The organism is Aeromonas bivalvium (assembly GCF_000819765.1).
Classification (GTDB): domain Bacteria; phylum Pseudomonadota; class Gammaproteobacteria; order Enterobacterales; family Aeromonadaceae; genus Aeromonas; species Aeromonas bivalvium.
Map to the genome: position 1 here is coordinate 73,920 of NZ_CDBT01000020.1, position 21,897 is coordinate 95,816.

General features: G+C 64.0%; 17 protein-coding genes and 1 riboswitch. Of the genes, 10 read left to right on the top strand and 7 right to left on the bottom strand.

All coding sequences use genetic code 11. From position 1 onward, the window contains the following. Positions 1–3: 3 nt before the first annotated feature. Positions 4–1,209 carry a flagellar hook-associated protein FlgL gene (flgL, locus tag BN1119_RS07905; RefSeq protein WP_041996218.1) on the top strand — a complete coding sequence of 402 codons (1,206 nt, stop codon included), beginning with the start codon at positions 4–6 and terminating at the stop codon, positions 1,207–1,209. A gap of 119 nt (positions 1,210–1,328) precedes the next feature. Beyond that, positions 1,329–1,498, top strand: a riboswitch (M-box (ykoK) riboswitch). A gap of 115 nt (positions 1,499–1,613) precedes the next feature. Next, positions 1,614–2,954, top strand: coding sequence for a magnesium transporter (gene mgtE, locus BN1119_RS07910; RefSeq protein ID WP_041996220.1), 1,341 nt, complete (start codon positions 1,614–1,616; stop codon positions 2,952–2,954). Positions 2,955–3,015: 61 nt separating this feature from the next. Here the strand turns inward: mgtE and ppx are convergent, their stop codons facing one another. The 3 genes from ppx to BN1119_RS07925 all read right to left on the bottom strand — a co-directional run bounded on the left by ppx (position 3,016) and on the right by BN1119_RS07925 (position 7,161). Then, entirely contained in the window at positions 3,016–4,506 is a 1,491-nt protein-coding gene (ppx, locus tag BN1119_RS07915; RefSeq protein ID WP_041996222.1) for an exopolyphosphatase, read from the bottom strand. After that, entirely contained in the window at positions 4,496–6,568 is a 2,073-nt protein-coding gene (ppk1, locus tag BN1119_RS07920; protein ID WP_041996224.1) for a polyphosphate kinase 1, read from the bottom strand. The genes ppx and ppk1 overlap by 11 nt, the downstream gene beginning before the upstream one ends. Before the next feature lie 80 nt (positions 6,569–6,648). Next, positions 6,649–7,161 (bottom strand): glycine cleavage system transcriptional repressor, encoded by a 513-nt coding sequence (locus tag BN1119_RS07925; RefSeq protein WP_041996227.1) that lies wholly within the window; start codon positions 7,159–7,161, stop codon positions 6,649–6,651. A 193-nt stretch (positions 7,162–7,354) separates the two neighbouring features. Here BN1119_RS07925 and BN1119_RS07930 point away from each other — a divergent pair, with 193 nt between their 5' ends. From BN1119_RS07930 to BN1119_RS07955, 6 genes are all read left to right on the top strand, one after another. Beyond that, positions 7,355–8,284: a DUF2726 domain-containing protein gene (locus BN1119_RS07930; protein WP_052448037.1), complete on the top strand. Its 930-nt coding sequence runs from the start codon at positions 7,355–7,357 to the stop codon at positions 8,282–8,284. Positions 8,285–8,469: 185 nt separating this feature from the next. Then, complete coding sequence (locus tag BN1119_RS07935) at positions 8,470–9,891, top strand: sigma-54 dependent transcriptional regulator (protein ID WP_041996230.1); 1,422 nt, start codon at positions 8,470–8,472, stop codon at positions 9,889–9,891. A gap of 107 nt (positions 9,892–9,998) precedes the next feature. Further along, on the top strand, positions 9,999–11,033 hold the full coding sequence (locus tag BN1119_RS07940) for a sensor histidine kinase (RefSeq protein WP_041996233.1): 1,035 nt from the start codon (positions 9,999–10,001) through the stop codon (positions 11,031–11,033). After that, positions 11,030–12,412, top strand: coding sequence for a sigma-54-dependent transcriptional regulator (locus tag BN1119_RS07945; protein WP_041996236.1), 1,383 nt, complete (start codon positions 11,030–11,032; stop codon positions 12,410–12,412). The genes BN1119_RS07940 and BN1119_RS07945 overlap by 4 nt, the downstream gene beginning before the upstream one ends. A 100-nt stretch (positions 12,413–12,512) precedes the next feature. Beyond that, positions 12,513–13,274, top strand: a complete 762-nt coding sequence (locus BN1119_RS07950) for a Nif3-like dinuclear metal center hexameric protein (protein ID WP_041996239.1) — start codon at positions 12,513–12,515, stop codon at positions 13,272–13,274. Positions 13,275–13,571: 297 nt separating this feature from the next. Continuing rightward, positions 13,572–13,919: an Hpt domain-containing protein gene (locus BN1119_RS07955; RefSeq protein WP_041996242.1), complete on the top strand. Its 348-nt coding sequence runs from the start codon at positions 13,572–13,574 to the stop codon at positions 13,917–13,919. A 118-nt stretch (positions 13,920–14,037) separates the two neighbouring features. On the opposite strand, the gene BN1119_RS07960 is transcribed toward BN1119_RS07955, so the two are convergent. After that, complete coding sequence (locus tag BN1119_RS07960) at positions 14,038–14,946, bottom strand: gluconeogenesis factor YvcK family protein (protein WP_041996245.1); 909 nt, start codon at positions 14,944–14,946, stop codon at positions 14,038–14,040. 216 nt (positions 14,947–15,162) lie between these two features. Between BN1119_RS07960 and BN1119_RS07965 the strand changes: the two genes are divergently transcribed. Next, entirely contained in the window at positions 15,163–16,356 is a 1,194-nt protein-coding gene (locus BN1119_RS07965) for an FIST signal transduction protein (RefSeq protein ID WP_041996596.1), read from the top strand. Next, the gene (locus tag BN1119_RS07970) at positions 16,346–18,433 is read left to right on the top strand and encodes a PAS domain-containing hybrid sensor histidine kinase/response regulator (protein ID WP_041996248.1); all 2,088 of its coding nucleotides are present in this window, start codon (positions 16,346–16,348) and stop codon (positions 18,431–18,433) included. The genes BN1119_RS07965 and BN1119_RS07970 overlap by 11 nt, the downstream gene beginning before the upstream one ends. A gap of 429 nt (positions 18,434–18,862) precedes the next feature. Here BN1119_RS07970 and BN1119_RS07975 read toward each other — a convergent pair whose 3' ends face one another. The 3 genes from BN1119_RS07975 to narQ form a co-directional block, all read right to left on the bottom strand. Further along, positions 18,863–19,438: an LON peptidase substrate-binding domain-containing protein gene (locus BN1119_RS07975; protein ID WP_041996251.1), complete on the bottom strand. Its 576-nt coding sequence runs from the start codon at positions 19,436–19,438 to the stop codon at positions 18,863–18,865. 104 nt (positions 19,439–19,542) lie between these two features. Continuing rightward, the gene (gene narL / locus BN1119_RS07980) at positions 19,543–20,181 is read right to left on the bottom strand and encodes a two-component system response regulator NarL (RefSeq protein ID WP_041996255.1); all 639 of its coding nucleotides are present in this window, start codon (positions 20,179–20,181) and stop codon (positions 19,543–19,545) included. Then, positions 20,181–21,893: a nitrate/nitrite two-component system sensor histidine kinase NarQ gene (gene narQ / locus BN1119_RS07985; RefSeq protein WP_041996258.1), complete on the bottom strand. Its 1,713-nt coding sequence runs from the start codon at positions 21,891–21,893 to the stop codon at positions 20,181–20,183. Before narQ ends, narL begins: the two co-directional genes overlap by 1 nt. Positions 21,894–21,897: the final 4 nt, after the last annotated feature.

Genomic DNA, 21,897 nt, shown 5'->3' on the forward strand with positions numbered 1-21,897 from the left:
GCCATGCGTATCACCACCAACATGATGTACAACCGGGGGCTCTCCTCCCTGAGCGCGGCGACGGAGCGGCAAAATACCGCCTACGAGCAGCTCTATTCCGGCAACAAGTTCAAGACCGCGGGCCAGGACCCCTCCGGCATGGGCCAGAAGATGGCGCTGACCAAGGAGATCGACCTGTTCCAGCAGTACAGCGTCAACGGCAGCCTGCTGGAGAACAGCCTGGGACATGAGGAGACCATACTCACCTCCATCAACGAGGCCATGCTCAGCGCCCAGACCCTGATGCAAAAATCCAACGATTCCGCCCTGAGCCAGGCGGATCGGGAGTCGGTGGCCAAGGAGCTGGAAGGGCTGCAGCAGCAGATGTTCGATCTGATGAACAGCCGGAACTCCCAGGGGGAATACATCTTCGGCGGCAACCAGAGCAAGAACCAGCCGTTCGTGAAGGACGTCGACGGCAACTATGCGTTCCAGGGGGACACGGGCCAGCGGGAGATCCAGGTCTCCCCCACGGTGCGCATCCCCGCCAACGACTCGGGTCAGGATCTGTTCGAGACGATACCGACCCGGCGCACCGCCAGCGCCGACACGGCCAACATCCAGGTCAAGGTGAGCGATCAGGGCCAGTTCGACAACTTCTACCGCACCCGCTACGACAGCGCCCTGGCCAGCAACAAGTACACGGTCACCACGGTGGCGGGGACGCCGGACAGCTACCAGATCACGGACCCGGGCGGTACTGTATTGCAAAATGGCGACTATGTGGCGGGGGGAGAGATCAACTTCAACGGCCTCACCCTCAGCCTGGATCAGGCGGCGGGCACGGTGCAGGAGTTCTCCCTCGACAAGCCGAAAAATGACAACATACTCAACGGCATCTCCGACTTCATCAATGCCTTGCGCGACCCCAGCCTCTCCAATGGGGATTTTCAACTGAAGGCGCAAGATGCCCAGATCCACCTCGGCAATGCCCGTCAGCGGGTGGATACCGGGATTGGCAGCCTGGGGGGGCGGATGAACAGCCTGGAGCAGGTGATGAGTTCCAACACCGGGCTCGACACCCTCAACCAGCAGGCCAGGGCCAAGGTTTCGGAGATCGATCTCTATGAGGTGATCTCCGCTCTCTCCAAGGAGAACGCCGCCATGAGCGCCTCCCAACAGGCGTTCAGCAACATCAGCAAGCTGACCCTGTTTGACTACATCCGCTGACCCCCGGCCAAGGCGGAGTTGTAAGGGATTGTTAATAAAGGCTCATATCGTTTGACTCCAGGCCGGCTCTGGCCGACCATTCTCGAGCAGGCCGGTGCATGACACCGGCCTGTCTGTTCGCAGCATCTCGTTAGGCGAGGCTCCTGCATAAACACAGGCCACTGATCTCACGACGTCGAGAGACGCCCAGGATCAGGACAGTTTTCATCGGATTAAGGTGTCAACCCAAGTGGCTTCCGGCATGCCGGATACGTTATGCAGTGCTAAAGCTGGCACGTGGGGATGATGACACGCCGAACGGCGTCATTTCCTGCCGATATCTCGTCCATCAATTGCTGTTTTCTTGTCTGCCCATCCCGCCACGGGATAGCCCGGTGCGCCGGGACCACAGAGGCTCATTCGTGATGAAGAAAACACACCTGTTACTGAACCGCCATCAACTGCTCGACCTGCCGAGCCTGGAAGCCTGGCTCGACAACGAGCTGGCCCCGGATGCGCGGGCCGATCAACTGCTCGCCCTGCGCCAGGAAGAGCTCAACTGCCTGTTCGACACTCTGGGTCCGAGAAGCGCCCGTCTGCTCTCCATGCTCGCCACCCGCTGCGGCGCCCGGCTCCTGCTGCGTCTGCACCCGAGCGTGCTGGCCCTGGCACAGGCCAAGGTGGTACGCCGGGATCTGCTGGCCATGGTGCGCAGCCTCGGCAAGCGGGATCGCGCCACCCTGATGGCGAACCTGCCCCAGGCGGTGGCCACCCAGCTCGAGGGCTTGCTGCGCTGGCCGAGCGAGTCGGTGGGGGCCCATATGCGCCATGACTTCTTCACCCTCAAGGGGGAGGAGTCCATCGCCCGCGCCCGGCAGCGCACCCATGACGCCTGGGACAATGCCGAGGTGTTTCAGGATATCTATGTGATGGACGAGGAGGGGCGGCTGCTGGGCGCCCTCTCCCTCAAGGCGCTGCTGGTGGCCGATCCCGAGCAGAGGGTCGGCGAGCTGATGGAGTCCGATCTCATCCGCCTCGACGCCCGCATGGATCAGGAACTGGCGGCCCGGATTCTGGTGGAGCGAGACCTGCTCTCCCTGCCGGTGGAGTGCGATGGTCGTCTGCTTGGCATCTTCCACCTGGACGATGCCGCCGACATTCTGGAGCTCGAATCCACTGAGGATGCCGAGTTGCAGGGCGGCTCGTCCCCCCTCGATATCCCCTATCTGCACGCCACCCCCTGGCAGCTGTGGCGCAAGCGCATTGCCTGGCTGCTGATCCTGTTCGTGGCCGAGGCCTACACGGGCACTGTGCTGCGGGCATTCGAGGAGCAGCTGGAGGCGGCCATCGCCCTGGCCTTCTTCATTCCGCTCCTGATCGGCACCGGCGGCAACAGTGGCACCCAGATCACCACCACCCTGGTGCGGGCCATGGCGGTGGGGGAGGTCTCCCTGCGCAATCTCGGCACAGTGCTGCGCAAGGAGATCTCCACCGCCATGCTGGTGTCGGCGGCCATCGCCCTGGCGGCCTGGGTACGGGCCTGGAGCCTGGGGGTCGGCATGGAGGTGGGCCTGGTGGTGACCCTCACCATCATCGCCATCGTGCTGTGGAGCGCCATCGTCGCCTCCATCATCCCCTTGCTGCTGCGCCGCCTTCGGATGGATCCGGCGGTGGTGTCGGCCCCCTTCATCTCCACCCTGGTGGATGGCACCGGCCTCATCATCTACTTCGAGATTGCCAAGCTGATCCTGCCCGAACTCAACTGACGGACGGCAAGCAACGACACAAGGCAGCCCAGGGGCTGCCTTGTGTCGTCATGGCGGCACGTCAGGAGAGCTGAAAGTCGAGCCGCCAGCCCTGCTCGGCGCAGTAGGCCTGCTCCTTTTCCAGGTTCTGCATCAGCAGGCGATTCTCCTCGCACCAGGGGGCGGGCAGGGTGAGGGTGAGGCTCTCTCCCCGGGCCTTGGCCTGCCAGGGGGGCAGCAGCCCATCGAGGCGCCTGTGGTTGGCGGCCACCGCCAGGCGCAGGATGCGGATGCAGCGCAGCACCGCCTGCTGGTCGTGGTTGGGCAGGGGGGGCAGATCCCCCAGCTTGAGGGACTTGCGATGGAAGCGGACCAGGGCCGCCAGCAGGCTCTGATCATCCTGGTTGAAGCCGGGCAGATCGGTGTTGGCCAGGATATAGGCCGAGTGGCGATGGATGCCGCCGTAGTTGATGGCCAGGCCTATTTCGTGCAGCTGGGCGGCCCAGCGCAAGATGGCGCGATAGGGATCGGCTTCGAGCTGCCAGTCGGGGGCCAGCAGATCGAACAGGGCGAGGGCGCTGGCCTCGACCCGGGCCGCCTGACTGCCATCGATGCGGTAGTGGCTCGCCAGGGCCAGGGCGGTGCGCTCGCGAATGTCGTGGTGCTGCAGCCGCTCCTCGAACTCGTAGAGCAGCCCCTCGCGCAGGGCGCCATCGGAGTAATCCATTCGCTCGATGGGCAAGGCGTCGAACAGGGCGGTAAGGATGGCGACGGCGGCGACGAACACCTCCTGGCGCTCGCTGGGCAGGCCATCGAACCTGAGGGCGCTCACCTTCTTGTGGCCGAGGATGCGCCCGCTCAGGCGCGCCAGCGCCTCCCGGGTAATGCCCCCCTCGGTCAGTCCCTCCTGCACCAGGACGTCATGAACGGTGCGAATGGAGCCCGAGCTGCCGAGGCAACTCTGCCAGCCCAGAGTGCGGTACTGCTCCCGCACCGGGTCGAGCTGATGGCGGGCCGCCAGCACGGCCGCCTCGAACTGGGATGGCCCCAGCTTGCCGGCGGGGAAGAACTGCTGGGTGAAGCTGACGCAGCCCATCTTGCGGCTGGTGAGGGCCAGGGGGGAGAACCCCTCGCCGATGATGAGCTCGGTGCTGCCGCCGCCTATGTCCACCACCAGCACCCGTCCCTCCAGGTGCTGGGTGTGGGCCACCCCCTGATAGATGAGGCGCGCCTCCTCCTGGCCGCTGATGATCTCGATGGGATGGTTGAGCACCTTGGCCGCCTCGCGCACGAAGTCGCGGGCGTTGCTGGCCCGGCGCAAGGTATAGGTGCCGGCGATGCGGATCTGATCCGGCTTGATGTTGGTGAGGCGCTCGGCGAACAGGGCGAGGCAGTCGAGGCCCCGCGCCATGGCCTGGGGCGACATGTTGCGCCCCTCGTCCATGCCCTCCGCCAGCCTGACCCGCTCCTTGATCCGGTCGATGATCTGCATGCGCCCGTCGGTGAGACGGGCGATCACCATATGAAAGCTGTTGGAGCCGAGATCGACGGCGGCGTAGAGACTAGTGTCCATGGGGGTCTGACTCGATGCGTTTGAGGTAGTCGTAAATCGCGACCTGGGAGCGGATCTTGCGGCGATTGCCCCGCTTCACGTACTCGTTCTGCTGCTCGGCATCGATGACCCGCGCCTTGCAGGTGTCGCTCAGCTGCAGATCGAGGATGTCGAGGATGCGTTGCTTGAGCCGTTCGTCATAGACGGGGGTGGCCACCTCGATGCGGCCGTCGATGTTGCGGCTCATCCAGTCGGCGCTGGAGATGTAGAGCTGCACATTGCCCTTGTTGTGGAACACCATGACCCTGGGGTGCTCGAGGAAGCGGTCTATGATGCTGATGACCCGGATGTTGTCACTGAGGCCCGGCACCCCGGGACGCAGGGCGCACATACCGCGCACTATCATCTGGATGGGCACCCCGGCCTGGCCGGCGGCATAGAGGCGGTTGATGAGGTCTCTGTCCACCAGGTTGTTGATCTTGAGGGTGATGCCGCTGGGCTGGCCCGCCTTGGCGTTGGCCAGCTCGTTGTCAATCAGCCGGTAGAGCTGGCGTCGGCTGTTGATGGGGGAGACCAGCAGATGGTTGAACTTGTAGCGCCGATACGGATATTCGATGTACTCGAACACCCCCTCCACCTCGGCGGTGATGTCCGGGTTGCGGGTCAGCAGGGAGAAGTCGGTGTAGATCTTGGCGGTCTTCTCGTTGAAGTTGCCTGTGCCGATATGGGCGTAGCGCACCGCCTCGCCATTTTCGTGGCGGGTGATGAGGCAGAGCTTGGAGTGGATCTTGAGGCTGGGCACCCCGAACACCACCTTGACCCCGGCATCGGTGAGGATGTTGGCCCAGTCGATGTTGGCCGCCTCGTCGAAGCGGGCCCGCAGCTCCACCACCACGGTCACCTTCTTGCCGTTGTTGGCGGCATCGATGAGGGAGTGGATGATGCGCGACTTCTTGGCGACCCGGTAGATATTGATGCGAATGGCGCTGACCGCAGGGTCGAACGCCGCCTGGCGCACCAGCTCGGTGAAGTGGTGGAACTTGTGATAGGGGTAGTAGAGCAGTATGTCCTGCCTGGCGATGGCATCGAAGGCGTTGACGAAGCCGTCAAAGTCGCGGCATTCCAGGGCCGGCAGCTTGGGGTTTTCCAGATAGTCCCGGCCTACATTGGGGAAGCCGATGAAATCCTTGAAGTTGTGATAGCGCCCGCCGGACATGATGGCGTCGTAGGAGCTGATCTGCAGCTTGAGCTTGAGGAAGCTTATCATGGCGGCAGGCATCTCCCGCTCGTAGACAAAGCGCACCGGCATGGCGGTGAGCCGCTGCTTCAAGCCGTCGCTCATCTTGTCCACCAGGCTGAGGTCGAGCTGATCTGAGAGGTCATACTCGGCATCCCGGGTCAGCTTGACCGCGTAGGCGGCTATCTCGTCGTAGTCGAAAAAACCCTTGAACAGGTCGTCCAGACAGAAGCGGATGATGTTGTCCAGGATGATGATCTGCTTCTTGCGGCGGGTGCCCTCGGCGGGCAGCTGCACGAAGCGGGGCAGATCGTCGGTGGGCACCTCCACCAGGGCGTACTGGATCACCTGGCCCTGCTTCTTCATCTCTACCGCCAGGTAGGTGTATTCGTCCTTGAGAAACTTGACCGGGTTGACCTCCTTGTTGAGGAGGATGGGGATGAGGTGGCGCTGCACCTTCTCCCGGAAGAAGACCCGCAGCCACTGCTGTATCGATTCGGAGAGCTGGCCCTCGTTGACCAGAAAGATGTTGTGGCGGGCCAGGGCGATCAGCAACTCCTTGTAGGTGTTGTCAAACGCCTCGCCGAGCGCCATCACCTTCTGCTGGATGGCCCGCAGCAACACCTTGGCGTCGTCATCGCCGCCGTGCACCTCGTTGATGAGGATGCGGCGCTTCACCTCCGAGACCCGCACCTTGAAAAACTCGTCCTGGTTGGAGGAGAAGATGCCGAGAAAACGGATCCGCTCGATGAGCGGTACCGTCTTGTCCATCGCCTCCTGCAATACCCTCTCGTTGAAAGAGAGCCAACTCAGTTCTTTCTCTTCATACAACTTGTCGGTGCTCATCTATGCCTCTGCTTATCCCATCCCATGGGTGAATGGGCCTCATTAGATGACGTTTTTATGACAATTTAATGACGACCCCATCAATCTTCCGCGTCTTGATCGATGTCGACCACCAGGTCGTCCGAGAGGGACTCCAGGGATTCGATCAGGGTCGAGAGCGCGAGGCCCTGGGGCAGGGAGACCAGGGTATGGGCATAGAAGAGGGGCGCACCCGAGTGGGGGGCGGCCTCGCAGCCCGTGGTCAGATCGATGACGTTGGCCCCGAGCTGGCGCAATATGCTCGCCACCTCGTGCACTATGCCGGGTCTGTCATTGCCGGTGACCGTCAGCATCAGCTGGCGTTCCGGCTCGGCGCCGAGCACCCCTTCGGCGAAGCTCACCTTGAGCCCGTCCAGCAGGGAGAGGGCCTCGCACAGGGGGCGATAGTGACTCTCGTCCACGCCGACCTGGAGGATGCCGGCAAACTGACCGGCCAGCTCGCTCATGGAACTGGCCAGCCAGTTGCCCCCCTGGGCGCTGATGAGGGAGGCCAGCTCTTCCACTATGCCGGGTCTGTCCGTGCCGATGACGGTGACTACCAATTGCTTTTGCATCCTGCTCTCCTTGTGTGTGAGTCCATGTCATTGTGCCTGCCGTTGCAGGCCAGATGAACCCCCTGGCGGGGGCAAAACCGAAATTCTTCTGCCTGCCCCGCGTCCCGGTGGCACTGGCATGAGGGATAGGGGTTGTCGCGTCTGGCTGTGGTAATATTATGCCCCTCTTTATGACTGTCGGATTGTTCCATCCATGAATGCCCTGCTGTTGCCCGGCCTGCTCCTGCTGGCCCTGGTTCTTGTCCTGCTGATCTGGCGTGCCCGCCGTGCCAGGGTCGTCTCCTGCACCCTGCAAGAGACACTCATGTCCCCCGAGCGCCACCGTGAATTCGATGCGTTGCAGACCCTGCTGCAGGGGGAGGTCAGGCTGTTTACCCACGTCCGGCTCAAGGATGTGTTGCAACCTGGCAAGGGGGTCGGCAAGGGCAAGTGGCAAAAGCAGCTGCAGGCCCTGGGGGACAGGCAGTTTGATTATCTGCTCTGTCATCCCGAGGATCTCTCCCTGCTCTGCGCCCTGGAGCGACTGGCGCCGGGGCAGGGCAAGCGTCGGCCGAGCCGGGATCGCTGGTTGATGGCCCTGTGCGAGCGCGCCAGCCTGCCGCTGCTGGTGCTGGAAGGGGGCGAGCAGGGGGATCTGGAGGAGCTCAAGGAGAGGGTGCTGGCCCTGCTGGCCGAGGAGGAGGCGTCCCTGGAGACGCCGCTCTCCCCCGGGGGCGAGCGGCGCGAACCCACCTTCAATCCCGATGCCCTGGCATCGGTCGAGCTGGAGGAGACCCCCAGGGCCGGAGGGCGGGAGGAGCGGCCGTCGCCACGCCCTGCCGTGCGGGTCAGGGGCAAGCGCCACGAGCGGGCGCCGCAGCATGACCCAGCCCTTGGACCGCTCAGTGCCGCGCCGCTCGCCGCGCAAGACGAGGCGCCCCTGGCCACCTTCAGCGCCCTGCCCGGGGAAGAGGAGGCCGATTCCGCCGAACCGGCGGCAGCACCCCATGCTTGTCCCCGCTGCACCGCCCCCTTGCAGGCGCGCGAGGCGCGCAAGGGCCCCTATGCCGGCAAGCAGTTTCTGACCTGCACCCGTTTTCCCGAGTGCCGCTACGCGAGCCTCAAACAGACGCTGGAACCCTGAGGCCGGACCACAGAAAAGGATCTGATTGAATACTCTTGTTGCGACTATGCTTGCCAGGACACACTCTGGCGCGACAGTTTTTGACAAGGCGCCGGAATTTTGGCAGTTTGTGCGCCTTGTGACCATGGCTCCCCTGGCAGGGCATGGACGGGTATAACAAAAACACATGGTCGAGAGGGAAGGTTATGATGGCAATGGGCGTGCTGATAGTGGATTCGGATGTCGCTAGACGCCAGCAGCTGGGCACAGTGCTCTCCTTCATGGGACTGCCCTGGCAGGAGGTGGCTCCCGCGGATCTGGACATGGCCATAGAGGCGTCGAGCCCCCTGCAAGGGGTGCTGATAGGCGAGCTGGCGGATCGTCCCTTGAGCACGCTGCTCGAGCAGTATCCCCGTACCCCCTTCGTCTCCCTGGTCGAAACCGAGCTGCCCAACAGCAACTTCATCGGTGTGGCCGAGGCGCCCTTCTCCTACGAATCCCTGACCCGGCACCTGCACTTCTGTCAGGCGTTCGTCTCCCTGCATCCCAGACAGCAGACCCATGACAAGGGGCAGACCCTGCTGCGCCTGCTGGTGGGCAAGGGCAAGGGGATCCAGGAGGTGCGTCGCCTCATCGGCCAGGTGGCCCAGACGGATGCCAACGTGCTGATCCTCGGCGAGTCCGGCACCGGCAAGGAGGTGGTGGCCCGCGCCATCCATGAACTCTCCGGCCGTGCCGACGGCCCCTTCGTGCCCATCAACTGCGGCGCCATCCCGGCCGAACTGCTGGAAAGCGAGCTGTTTGGCCACGAGAAGGGCGCCTTCACCGGCGCCATCGCGGCGCGGCGCGGCCGCTTCGAGCTGGCTCAGGGGGGCACCCTCTTTCTCGACGAGATAGGGGACATGCCGATGCCGATGCAGGTCAAGCTGCTGCGGGTGCTGCAGGAGCGGCTGTTCGACAGGGTCGGCGGCGGCAAACCCATCCAGGCGGATGTGCGCATCATTGCGGCCACCCACCGGGATCTGGAGGCCATGATCCGCACCCAGGAGTTTCGCGAGGATCTCTATTACCGCCTCAACGTCTTCCCCATAGAGACGCCGCCGCTGCGGGATCGGGCCGATGATATCCCGCTGCTGCTGCAAGAGCTGCTCAATCGCCACTCGGAGCAGCACCAGGGCTTCATTCGTCTGACCCAGCGCGCCATGGAGTCCCTGATGCAGTACCCCTGGCCCGGCAACGTGCGCGAGCTCTCCAACCTGCTCGAGCGCCTGCTGATCCTCTATCCCCAGCAGATAGTGGACGTCGCCGACTTGCCGAGCCGTTACCGCCTGCTGCCCTGTGAGCCGCGAGATGCGCGCCTGACCGAGATGGATGAGCGCGATGCCCTGGCCGCCGTGTTCCAGGATCCCCCCGAGCTGGTGGTCGGTGCGTCGGGCAGCAACCTGATGCAGCTTCCCCAGGAGGGGGTCAATCTCAAGGAGATGCTGGCCGACCTGGAGGTGGAGCTGATCCGCCAGGCCCTGGAGTCCCAGGAGGGGGTGGTGGCCCGGGCCGCCGATCTGCTCGGCATGCGGCGTACCACCCTGGTAGAGAAGATGAAAAAATATGGCATGAGCAAGGAGGCCTAGGGTCAAGCCCTTGACGCCATATTTTTAACTGCATGATTTATATCAAATAAATCACATGGCATAGAATTTGAATAACCTGATCGCATTCTTTGTTTGAGGTCAGGTTTATGACGAGCCAGCAGCAAGACAACCCGGTCCAGTCCCACGAAGTCAGTCAGCTCTATGCCATCTTCACGGCATTGCCGACCGGGGTGCTCCTGCTCGACGGTCAGGGGATCATCACCCGGGCCAATCCCGCCGCCCATGCCCTGCTCGGCGAGCCCCTGGAGGGGATGAGCTGGCGTGCCATCATAGGGCGCTGCTTCGAGCCACGGGACGACGATGGCCACGAGATCTCCCTGCGAGATGGCCGCCGGGTGCAGCTCTCGACCCAGCCGCTGCCGGATCAGCCCGGCCAGCTGGTGTTTCTCACCGACCTCACCGAGACCCGCCGTCTGCAAGACAGGGTCAACCACATGAAACGCCTCTCGGCGTTGGGCAACATGGCGGCCTCCCTGGCCCACCAGATCCGCACCCCCCTGTCGGCGGCCATGCTCTATGGCGCCAACCTGGCCAACCGCACCCTGAAACCCGAGTCCCGCATCCTGTTTCAGCAGAAGCTGATGGCCAGGCTGCAGGATCTGGAGAAGCAGATAGGGGACATCTTGCTGTTTGCCCGCAGTGGCGAGAGCCAGGTGGTGGCCCCCCTCTCGGTCCAGGGGCTGCTGGCCGAGGTGCAGGCCGGCGCCGAGGTCTTCTGTGAACAGCAGGGTTGCCGGTTGCACATGGAGGCGCCCGAGCCGGATCTCTGCCTGCTGGCCAACAGCAGCGCCCTGGCGGGTGCCATCAACAACCTGATCGCCAACGGTGCCCAGGCGGGCGCCGACTCCCTCATGGTCAGCGCGGTGCGCTGCGACAACCGGGTCGAGCTGAGGGTGATAGACAACGGCAAGGGCATGAGCCATCAGCAGCTCGCCCAGATCTTCGAGCCCTTCTTCACCACCCGCAGCCAGGGCACAGGCCTGGGGCTGGCGGTGGTGCAGTCCGTGGTGCGCGCCCATCAGGGGGAGGTCAAGGTCGCCTCCGTCCCCGGTGACGGCAGCTGCTTCACCCTTTCGTTCCCCTTGCATCAACAGCCGCAGCAGCTTGGAGGTGTCGCATGACGCAAGCCCGTATCCTGGTGGTGGAAGACGACTCCGGTCTGCGCGAGGCGCTGATCGATACCCTGATGCTCGGGGGCTACCAGTGCCGCGAGGCCGAGAGCGGCGAGCGGGCCTTGCTGGCCCTGTCGCGTCAGCCCTTCGACATGGTGATCTCCGACATTCAGATGGGGGGCATGGATGGCCTCACCCTGCTGGGCAACATCCGCCAGGCCTACCCCCAGATCCCCGTGCTGCTGATGACGGCCCATGCCAACATAGATGGCGCCGTGCGCGCCATGCGGGAAGGGGCCATCGACTATCTGGCCAAGCCCTTCTCCCCCGAGGTGCTGCTCAATCAGGTGAGTCGCTATGTGCCGGCCCAGCGGGTGGAGAAGCGGGCCGTGGTCTACGGGGATCCCCGCAGCGCCGAACTGTTCCAGCTGGCGACCCGGGTCGCCCGCAGCGAGGCCACCGTGATGGTGACCGGGCCGAGCGGTACCGGCAAGGAGGTGCTGGCCCGCTATATCCATGACAACTCCCCCCGCAGCGAGCAGGCCTTCGTGGCCATCAACTGTGCCGCCATCCCGGAAAACATGCTGGAGGCGACCCTGTTCGGCTACGAGAAGGGGGCCTTTACCGGTGCCGTTCAGGGCTGTCCCGGCAAGTTCGAGCAGGCCCAGGGGGGCACGCTGCTGCTCGATGAGGTCACCGAGATGGATCTCTCCTTGCAGGCCAAGCTGCTGCGGGTGCTGCAGGAGAAAGAGGTGGAGCGACTCGGCAGCCGCAAGATGATCCCCCTGGACGTGCGGGTCATCGCCACCAGCAACCGGGATCTGCACAAGGCGGTGCAGGAGGGGCGCTTGCGCGAGGATCTCTACTACCGACTCAACGTCTTCCCCCTGCGCTGGCGCGCCCTGCGCGAGCGGCCCGGCGACATCCTGCCCCTGGCGGAGCACCTGCTGGCGCTCCATGCCCAGCAGCAGGGCCTGCCGACCCCCAGGCTGGCAGCCCAGGCGGCGGCCCGCTTGTTGGCGCACCCCTGGCCCGGCAACGTGCGCGAACTGGACAACGTGGTGCAACGGGCCCTGATCCTCTCCACCGAGGGCGAGATAGGCGCCTCCCAGCTGATCCTGGAGCCCGGCGCCGAGGAGGCCTTCTCGGCCCTGGCGGGGGAGCCAGGGGAGGGGCCGCAGGGCGTCGCAGCCGAACCCGAGCGTCCCTTGTGCGGCGATCGACTCGGCAGCGAGCTCAAGCAGCAGGAGCACCAGATCATCCTGGACACCCTCCACGACTGCAATGGCAGTCGCAAGGCGGTGGCCGAGCGCCTTGGCATCAGCCCGCGCACCCTGCGTTACAAGCTGGCGCAGATGCGCGAGGCCGGGATCCCGCTGCCCGTCTGAGTCGCTGCCCACCGCCTCGAACCCGCCGCCATGGCCTTGGTCGGCGGGCTCGATTATCATGGCCTTTTGTCATCGCGCCCGTGAGGGCACAGAGGGGCCTATGATCCGCCGCCAAAAACTCACCAATCTGCTCAATACGCTGCTCGAACCCCACGCCATCAAGGACTACTGTCCCAATGGCCTCCAGGTCGAGGGTCGCGACGAGATCCGCAAGATAGTCACAGGGGTCACCGCCAGCCAGGCGCTGATCGACGCCGCCGTGGCCCAGGGGGCCGACGCCATCCTGGTACACCATGGTTACTTCTGGAAGGGGGAGTCCGAGGTGATCACCGGCATGAAGCAGCGCCGCTTGAAGACCTTGCTCAGCCACGACATCAACCTGTTTGCCTATCATCTCCCCCTGGATGTTCACCCTGAACTGGGCAACAACGCCCAGCTCGCCCGCCTGCTGGACATCCAGGTACGCCGCGGCCTGGAGCCCTGGGACAAGAAGAGCGTCGCCATGGTCGGCAAGCTGGCCGAGCCCATGAGCGGAGAGGCCCTGGCGGCCAGGATCGGAGAGCGGCTGGGGCGCACGCCGCTGCACTGCGGCGAGAGCGGCCCCGCCCTCATCGAGACAGTGGCCTGGTGTACCGGGGGCGGCCAGAGTTATATCACCCTGGCTGCCGAACAGGGCATAGATGCCTTCATCTCGGGGGAGGCATCGGAGCAGACCATACACACGGCCCGCGAGATGGGGATGCACTTCTTCGCCGCCGGTCATCATGCGACCGAACGCTACGGGGTCAAGGCGTTGGGGGAGTGGCTGGCCGCCGAGCATGGGCTCGAGGTGATCTTCATAGACATCGACAATCCGGTCTAAAAAAATACCAGGGTAGATATCTACCCTGGTTCTTCGCAGCAGCCATACAGGCAAAAAGGGATGAGGTGTTGTCGAGCCGTGCTCTGTCTCATGGGGTGCATTGTTGCTTGATTGTTAATTTTGTTGCAACCCCTTTGTCGCGGCTCCGACGAGACCCTGGGGCTATATGTGCGCGATTATTGAGCCCGATCACACTTTTGCCATCCTGCGCGCGTCGCTCTCTTGGGGACGATTTGACTCCCTTGTTAGCCGATAGCGTTGTATGTTCTATTTGGGTACCACATTGCAGGAGGCAAGATGACACTGTTGGACGAGGCGGTTCTGGCCCAGTTGGCCGAAGACATTGGCGAAGAGATGATGCCCGTGGTGATCGAGGTATTTATCGAGGAGGTGGGGGAGCAATTGGCCCAGCTGCCACCCCTGTTCGAACAGGCCCAGTGGCACTCCCTGGGGCGACTCGCTCACAGCCTCAAATCCTCCTGCGCCAGCTATGGTGCCCGCCAGAGCCTGCAACAGGTGATCGCCCTGGAGCAGGCCTGCAAGCGCCAGGATAGCGCCGAGAGCGGCCTGCTCATCGGCCAGTTGCAGCAATCCCTGCCCCAGGTCTTCACCCAGTTGCACGACTACTGCCGTCCCCCGGCCTGAGCCGCCTCCCATCCCCTTGCTCAGGTGCGCCCTTGCGTGAGACAGGCGTCGGTGCTGGCTGCGCCAATGCCAGGGGGTCACCTGGTTCTGGGCCGCCAGTAGCGGTGACACGCCGTGATCAGTGATGGCTGCGCCAATGGATGGCCTTGTCCAGAGCCGCCTTCAACCTGGCCCTGTCGTGGCGATGGGGCAGGGCGGTTTCCCCCAGTTCGGCCGTCATCAGCAGGCCATCGAGCGCCGCCGGGTAGTGACCCTGCGGGCCTATGATGGCGTCGATGCGGCCGCTGCCAATCTGCTGCTCCAGCCAGCGCCACTGGGTCATGAGATCCATCTGGCCGGCGGGGCCCGGCTCGGCCACCAGATTGGTGATGAACACCAGTCGGGCCCGGCTCTGGCTGATGGCCTGGGCGATCTCCTCCAGCAGCAGGGGGGGCATGATGGAGGTGAGGAAGCTGCCCGGGCCCAGGATGATCATCTCGGCCTCGGCGATGGCCTGTACCGCCTCCCGGGTCGCGGTGACCCTGGGACTGAGGGAGAGGGAGAGGGGCGGGCTTTCCAGCTGGTCGATGGAGACCTCCCCCAGGATCCGGTTGCCGCAGGCGGTGCGGGCACAGAGGTCGGTGGGAAATTCGGACATGGGAAGCAACTGGGTCTCTATTTTCAGCATGTTGCTGATGAGACGAATGGCGTCGAGGGGACGTACCGACAGGTTGTCCAGCGCCAGCAGGATCAGGTTGCCGAGGTTGTGCCCGGCCAGCTCGCCCCGACCGGCGAAACGGTGTTCGAACAGCATGCTGCCGATGCTGGGTTCGGTCACCAGCTGGTTGAGGCAGTTGCGCATATCCCCCCAGGCGATGCAGGCCTGGCTCTGGCGCAACCGGCCGGTGGAGCCGCCATCGTCCGTGGTGGTCACTATGCCGGTCAGGCGGGCACCCAGGAAGGAGAGGGAGGAGAGCACCCTCCCCAGACCATGGCCACCGCCGATAGCCACCACCCGCTGGAAGTCATTGATATTTTTCTGCCACATAAGTGTCCCCGTGCAGGCTCATGATGGGCCTCATGTTGTTGTGCTCCCCGGCGTCGCCCCTAGAAGGGGGGCGGGATTTTTTTGCAAAGGGTATGACTTTTGCTTGGTTGCTGCACCTGATTTTCTTGCTCATGGCGGGGAAGGCGTGATCCGTCACATTCTGGCGGGCGTGCCGCTGTCTTGACTGCCCCATCGACCAATGAGACCCAACAGGAGATAGCAGTGAACTTTCTGACGGCTCACTCCCTCGCAGCCAGCTCGGCCCTCGCCTGCCGCGAGGTGTGCGATCGCCTCGAGGAACTGGCCCCTGCCGCCGCACCATCCCTGCTGATCGTCTATTTTACCCAGGCCCACGATGCCTGCGTTCTGCGTCAGGCGCTGACCGGGCGCTACCCCCATGTCCGCCTCATAGGTTGCAGCTCCTGCCACGGGGTGCAGACCCAGAGCGGTTATCACAGTGCCCATGGCTGGGGGTTGGCGGTGGCGGCCCTGTTCGATGAGAAGGGGTGCTACGGGGTAGCCGGGGGGCTGGGGGAGGCGGTCGACATGCGTGCCCTGCTGCACGGCGCCATGGCCGAGGCGGGACGCCCCGGCGAGCTGCCGGCCATGGTGCTGCTGCACGCGAGCCCGGGTCGGGAGGAGGAGCTGCTCGCGGCCATCGAGGAGGAGTTCGGGTGCCGGGTGCCCGTGGTGGGGGGCTCGGCCGCAGATGATGCCATCCGCGGCGACTGGCAGCTCTGCTGGCAAGGGGGGGAGGGGCGAGAGGGGGTGGTGCTGGCCCTGCTCTATCCCGACTGCGAGCTGGCGTTTCAGTTCCACTCCGGCTATCTGGTCACCGCCCGGCATGGTCTGGTGACCGCGTGCGACGGGCGCGAGGTGCTGACCATAGATGGGGCGCCGGCTGCCTGGGTCTATGCCAACTGGCGCGGCCTGCCCCCCTTTCCGGTGGGGCCCATCCTGGGCCAGAGCACCCTGGCCCCCCTGGCGCGCCAGCGGGGCACCCTGGATGGGGTGCCTTATTACAAGCTCTCCCACCCCGAGGCCGTCACGGCCCGGGGCGGCCTGCGGCTCTTCACCGCCATCGAGCCGGGGGAGCGGCTGATATTGATGCATGGCAGCGCCGAGGGGTTGCTGGCCCGCAGCCTGGCGGCGCACATAGCACCCGGCTACGGTGGTTGCGACGCCGTGCGTCCCCTGGGGGCCCTGCTCATCTTCTGCGCCGGCTCCCGGCTCGCCCTGGGGGAGCGGATCCAGGGGGTTGGCAGCCTGCTCGAGGCGCAGCTGGGGGCCATCCCCTTCATTACCCCCTTCACCTTTGGCGAGCAGGGACGGCTGCCCCATGGGGAGCTGGCCCATGGCAACCTCATGGTCTCCGCCGTGGTGTTGCTGGGAGGTGCCGATGCATCCTGAGGCGGGCAGTGACAGCAAGGCGCTGGAAGCCCTGAACGACAAGCTGCAAGCAACCCTGGTGGAGTTGGTCCATTGCCGTGCCCGGGAGGCCCAGTACCGTCAGGAGTCCCAGACCCTGCTGGCCGGCCTCGGCGCCCTGGCCGATGCCCGCACCCTGGAGCAGGTGCTGCTGAGCCTGATCCGCAGTCTGCAACCCTTCATCGGCTTCGAGCAGGCGGATGTTCTGAGCTGGGAAGGGGAGGCCGGCGTCACCCATCTGAGCACAGAGCCCGCCGAGTGCGGCCAGGGCTGGCGGCATTCCTCCCTCTTCGCCCGGGCCCTGGAGGGGGAGACCCTGGTCATCTATGACCCGGCCCAGCTGCCCGAATTTGCCGGGCTGGCGGGCAAGCCGGGCTGGGCCAGCCTGATGCTGACCGGCCTGCATGCCCCGGGCTTTACCGGCATACTGCTCTGCCGCCACTCGGTCAGGGGAGGGCTGGATCTGCAGAGCAAGGCGGCGCTGGCCCGCTGCCAGCCCCTCATCTCCCAGGCTCTGGTCAACATCGCCTATCGGGCCCGGCTCCAGCAACAGGTGGCGCTCAAGACCCGGGAGCTGCAGGCGAGCGAGCGCCGGTTTCGCCGCTTCGCCGCCATGGCCTCGGACTGGTTCTGGGAAACCGATGGCGAGCACAGGCTCAGTTATGTCTCTGCCCCCGGCTATGAGGGGGGAGTCATGACCATGGAGACGGGTCGCAGCCTCTACGAGGTGACCCATGAGCGGGAAGGGGAGCCGTGGGAGAAGTACCGCCGCCTGGTGGAGGGGCGCCAAGCCATCCGCGCCGAACGGGTACGCATCAATGCCGGCGGCCTGGTGCGCTGGATGGAGGTGAACGCCGAACCCTTGTTCGACAGGCAGGGCCATTTCTGCGGTTACAGTGGCACGGCGCGCGACATAGGGCGCCAGATAAGGCGAGAGCAGGAGCTGGCTCAGGCGCGGGATCAGGCCGAGGCCGCCAACCGGGCCAAGTCCCAGTTCCTGGCCATGATGACCCACGAGATCCGCTCTCCCATGAACGCCGTGATGGGTATGCTGGATCTGCTGCAGCACGAGGGGATGGCCCCGGCCCAGCAGACCTTGCTGGATCACGCCTCCCACTCGGCCAGGCTGCTGCAGACCATCATAGATGACGTGCTCGACTTCTCGAAGATAGAGGCCCACAGCCTGGCGCTGCACTGCGAGCGATTCACTCCCCGTCCCCTCAGCCAGGCCATCATGGAACCCTGGCAGGCTCAGGCCAGGGAGAAGGGACTCACCCTGACCTGCGAGCTGGATGAGGCCCTGCCCGAGGCTCTGTTTGCCGATCCCGTGCGCCTGTCCCAGATCATCAACAACCTGCTCGGCAATGCCCTCAAGTTCACCGAACAGGGGGGCGTGGTGCTCAAGATCGGCTGGCGGGACGAGTGCCTGCGAGTCGAGGTGCAGGACACGGGGATCGGCATCGCCGAGGCGGATCAGGCCCGCCTGTTTGAGCCCTTCACCCAGGTCGACAGCTCGGCCACTCGCCACCGCGCCGGCACCGGCCTTGGCCTGAGCATCAGCAAGCGGCTGGTCGCCCTGATGGGGGGCGAGCTCTGTCTCACCAGCCGGCTAGGTGTCGGCAGCTGCTTCTGGTTCTCCCTGCCCGGTCTGGGCCTGCCTTGCGAGAGCGAGGTGCGGGCGAGCCCGCCCAGCAACGCATTGCGTCCCCTGGACGTGCTGGTGGTGGAAGACAGCCCCATCAATCAGCTGGTGGTCTCCCTCATGCTGGAAAAGCTGGTGAGCCGGGTGCGGCTTGCCGGCAATGGCCTGGAGGCCCTCGCCCAGGTGGCGGAGCAGGCGCCGGATCTCATCCTGATGGACATGCGGATGCCGCAAATGGATGGACTGGAGGCGACCCGCTTGCTGCGCGAGCTCGGTTACCACATACCCATAGTGGCGCTGACCGCCAATGCCATGGCCGAAGACAGGGCCTGCTGCCTGACCGCAGGCATGACGGACTTCCTGGCCAAACCCATCAGCCTCGCCCGGCTGCGTGACTGCCTGCAACGACACTGCTGAATGTCATGGCGCCGTCATGGTGAGGGGGCAGAGTGGACGGGGAAGAGGGGAATGGCAGGCAAAAAAAATGGTCAACTGGGTAGTTGACCAATTCTTCAGCAAATACTGAAGAGAGCACGGGATAAATCGGGTTGTATAAAGCTATATGAAAAATACGTGCCAACTTTTCCATGTCGAACCATGTGCCGCGATGGCGGGCTGGATCAGGCCTCAGCTGAACATTCACCGCGGGCACCTGCCGGTGTTTGACAGGTGATATTTGCAAATTGCGAATATCTTCTTTTCATTATGAGATTTTTCGCATTATGCAATCGGTCTCGTCGGACCCTTCTCCCGGCGCTTGCTGTCAGTGGCCAACACCCCATCCTTGTCCTGTCAGCACCCCGTCAGCAAGGCATCAAGGATCCGGATGGCCTTGGCCTTATCCCGTCAGCGAGCAATCAAGCGACGAAGGAACTGTCTGGCGGCCTCGCTATTTTGCTTGGCGATCAGCATCTGCTTCTCGTAGATGGGCATGGGCAGTATCTCCAGCCAGCGCTGGCACAGCCAGGTGGCGTCTTCGAACTGCTTGTCCGGGTAGAGCTCATCGAGTTCCGGATATTGCTCGAACACCTCTCGCAGCCGGTCGGCCAGCAGATCGTCGCTGAAGTCGCTGTGGATGCTGGGCCAGTTGGGCAGAGGCTCCACCTCGGCGCGACACAGCCCCAGGGCGTCTGTGGTCATGCTGTGGATGCAGAAGCGATCCAGCCCCAGTACCGTGACCCCCAGCAGACCGTCATTGAGGGTATAGAAGTCGGTCACCTTGACCCGGGTGCCAACGGGGAGTATGCGCCCGGCGGTGCCCGCCGAGGTCGCCTCTTCCATCACTATGCCAAAGCCTCGGTCTTGTTCGAACGACTCCTTGAGCATCTGCAGGTGGCGCGGCTCGAACAATCGCAGTGGCAGCTTGCCGCCCGGCAGTATGTGGGACGGCAAAGGGAACAGTGCAAGTTGGGTATTTTTCATGTTCCGTCCTCCATTGAGTCATTGCTGAATATGACAATGCAGCGACTGTGCCAGAGGATGAAAAAAGCCACCTGGCGGTGGCTTTTTGGGGGGAGAAATGGCCCTTAGTGGCGCTGTTCCAGGTACATGACGGCGGCCTCGACCCGGCTCTGGGCCTCGAGTTTCTTGAGCAGGCTCTTGACGTGTACCTTGACGGTGCCCTCGGAGATATGGAGCACGGAAGCGACCTGCTTGTTGGAGAGGCCCTTTGCAATCTCGCGCAGTATTTGCATTTCGCGACGCGTTAAGCTCTCCAGCTTCTGCTGCAAGTGATCCAGCTCGTAGATGTTCTCCAGGTAGGGACGCAGCGGTTCGCTCAGGATCTGCTGACCTGTCATCACCTCGCCGAGCTGGGCCAGCAGCGCCTCTGGCTCTGTGTCCTTGAGCAGATAGCCATCGGCGCCGGCCTTGAGCAGGGCGACCACATCCTGGCGGGCGTCCGACACGGTCAGGATCACCACCCTGGAGGTGATCTCCTCGGCGCGCAGGGCCTTGAGGGTATCCAGACCGGAGAGGCCCTTCATGTTGAGATCGAGCAGGATCAGGTCCGGTTCGGACGCTTTGGCCATGGCGATGGCATCAGTGCCGTTGGATGCCTCGCCGCATAGCTCCATATTCTCTTCCAGCGCCAGGAGTTGAACTATCCCCTTGCGCATCAGGGGGTGGTCATCGACCACCAGAACCGTGTATTTCATCTCGTCCATCAGGCATCTCTTGTTAGGCTGGTGGGAAAGGTCAGGTGCACCCGGGTGCCCTTGGGGTGACCGTTGCCGATCGTCAGCTCCCCGTGGAGCTTGCTGGCCCGCTCGTTCATGATGCTGAGGCCATAGTGGTTGATGGCCGAGCGGGCGTGGCCGATCCCGACTCCATCATCGGTGATCTGTATCTGGATGTTACCATCGGCGAGGGTCTCACAGCTAACATCAATCAGTTGCGCGTTGGCGTGCTTGATGGCATTGAGCACTGCCTCACGGATCAGTTGCAGAATGTGGATGTGCTGACCCGCCTCCAGGTTGGCGTGGGCCAGACCGTAATGAAGCTTGATCTCGGCCTGGGTCTGGGGTTTGAGCTGGTCGAGCATGACGCCGATCGCCTCGCCGAGATTGACATCGCCGATGCTGAGGCGAAAGGTGCCGAGCAGCTCGCGCAACTGGCGGTAGGCGCTGCCAAGCCCCTCGTCGATCTGCTCCATGGCGGCCTGGGTCTTGTCGTTGTCCCCCTTGGCGAAGGCCCGTTTGAGCAGGGTGGACTGGATCTTGAGGTAGGAGAGGGCCTGGGCCAGGGAGTCGTGCAGCTCGCGGGCGATGACGGCGCGCTCTTCCATCAGCAGCAGTCGCTGCTGCTGCAACAGGGTCTGATCCTTGTGCAGCACCTGGGCCAGCAGCATGGAGAAGTTCTTCATCAGCCGTTCGTCGATGGGGTGGCGACTGATGAGGTCGAGGCGGCCAAACTCCCTGTCCCCCATCTGCAGGTCGAAGTGCTCCATGGCCTCGAGATCCCCGGGCCAGCCGCTGCGCCCGGTCAGGTAGACGGGCATGGCGTCGTGCTCGAAGCGGGTCAGGCGGATGTGGGCTATCTGCTGGTGGGCGGCGGCCCTGTCCAGCAATTTCTGCAGGGTATGGCTGCTCAGGGGGGCGGCGTGCAGCTTCTGGGCCGTGGTGTAGAGGAAGGAGAGGGTGTCGTTGGCCTGCTGCAGCTTGGCGGTCTTCTCCTCCACCTTGCTCTCCAGGTCCCGATAGAGTTTGCCAAGCTCGGTGGCCATGATGGCGAAGGCGCCTGACAGCTCCCCCAGTTCGTTGTCACAGTGGGGGGGCAGGGTGAGATCGAACTCCCGGCGCTGGATCTGGCGGGCGCAATGGACCAGCTGATTGAGGGGCGCTACCACCTGCTGGCGGGTGAAGCGCACCGTGAACCAGGCGATAGTGATGATGGCGATGAGCCCCAATCCCTCGGCCAGGGCCAGCATGCGCACCTTGAACTCCACGTGATACTGCATCTGGTTGACGAAATCATCGATGGCGGCGACGAACTGCTCCGTGTTGTCTATGTAACGCTGGGGTGTGGCCTGCTCTATGTGGCCGCGCATCAGCTGCCACTGGCGCAACACCTCGCCATAGGTCAGACGCAGGGCCGCCGGGGTGATCCAGCGCTGGGTCTCTTGCAGCTCCTCGGCGTTGAGGGTCTGCTCGAACTGCTCCAGGCGCTTGATGGCGGCCTGGCCCTGGCCAATCTCGTAGGCCATGCGGTAGGCCTGCATCCGCAGGGAACCCGACAGGTTGATCGCCTTGGCGTCCGGCACCGAGTAGAAGAGGGTGACCATGGCCACCAGGGCGATCAGGCTCGCCATGAACAGGATCAGCATCATGGAGCGGCCTATGGCGCTGCTGACCGAATGCACTCTGAACCATTGTCCCATGGCG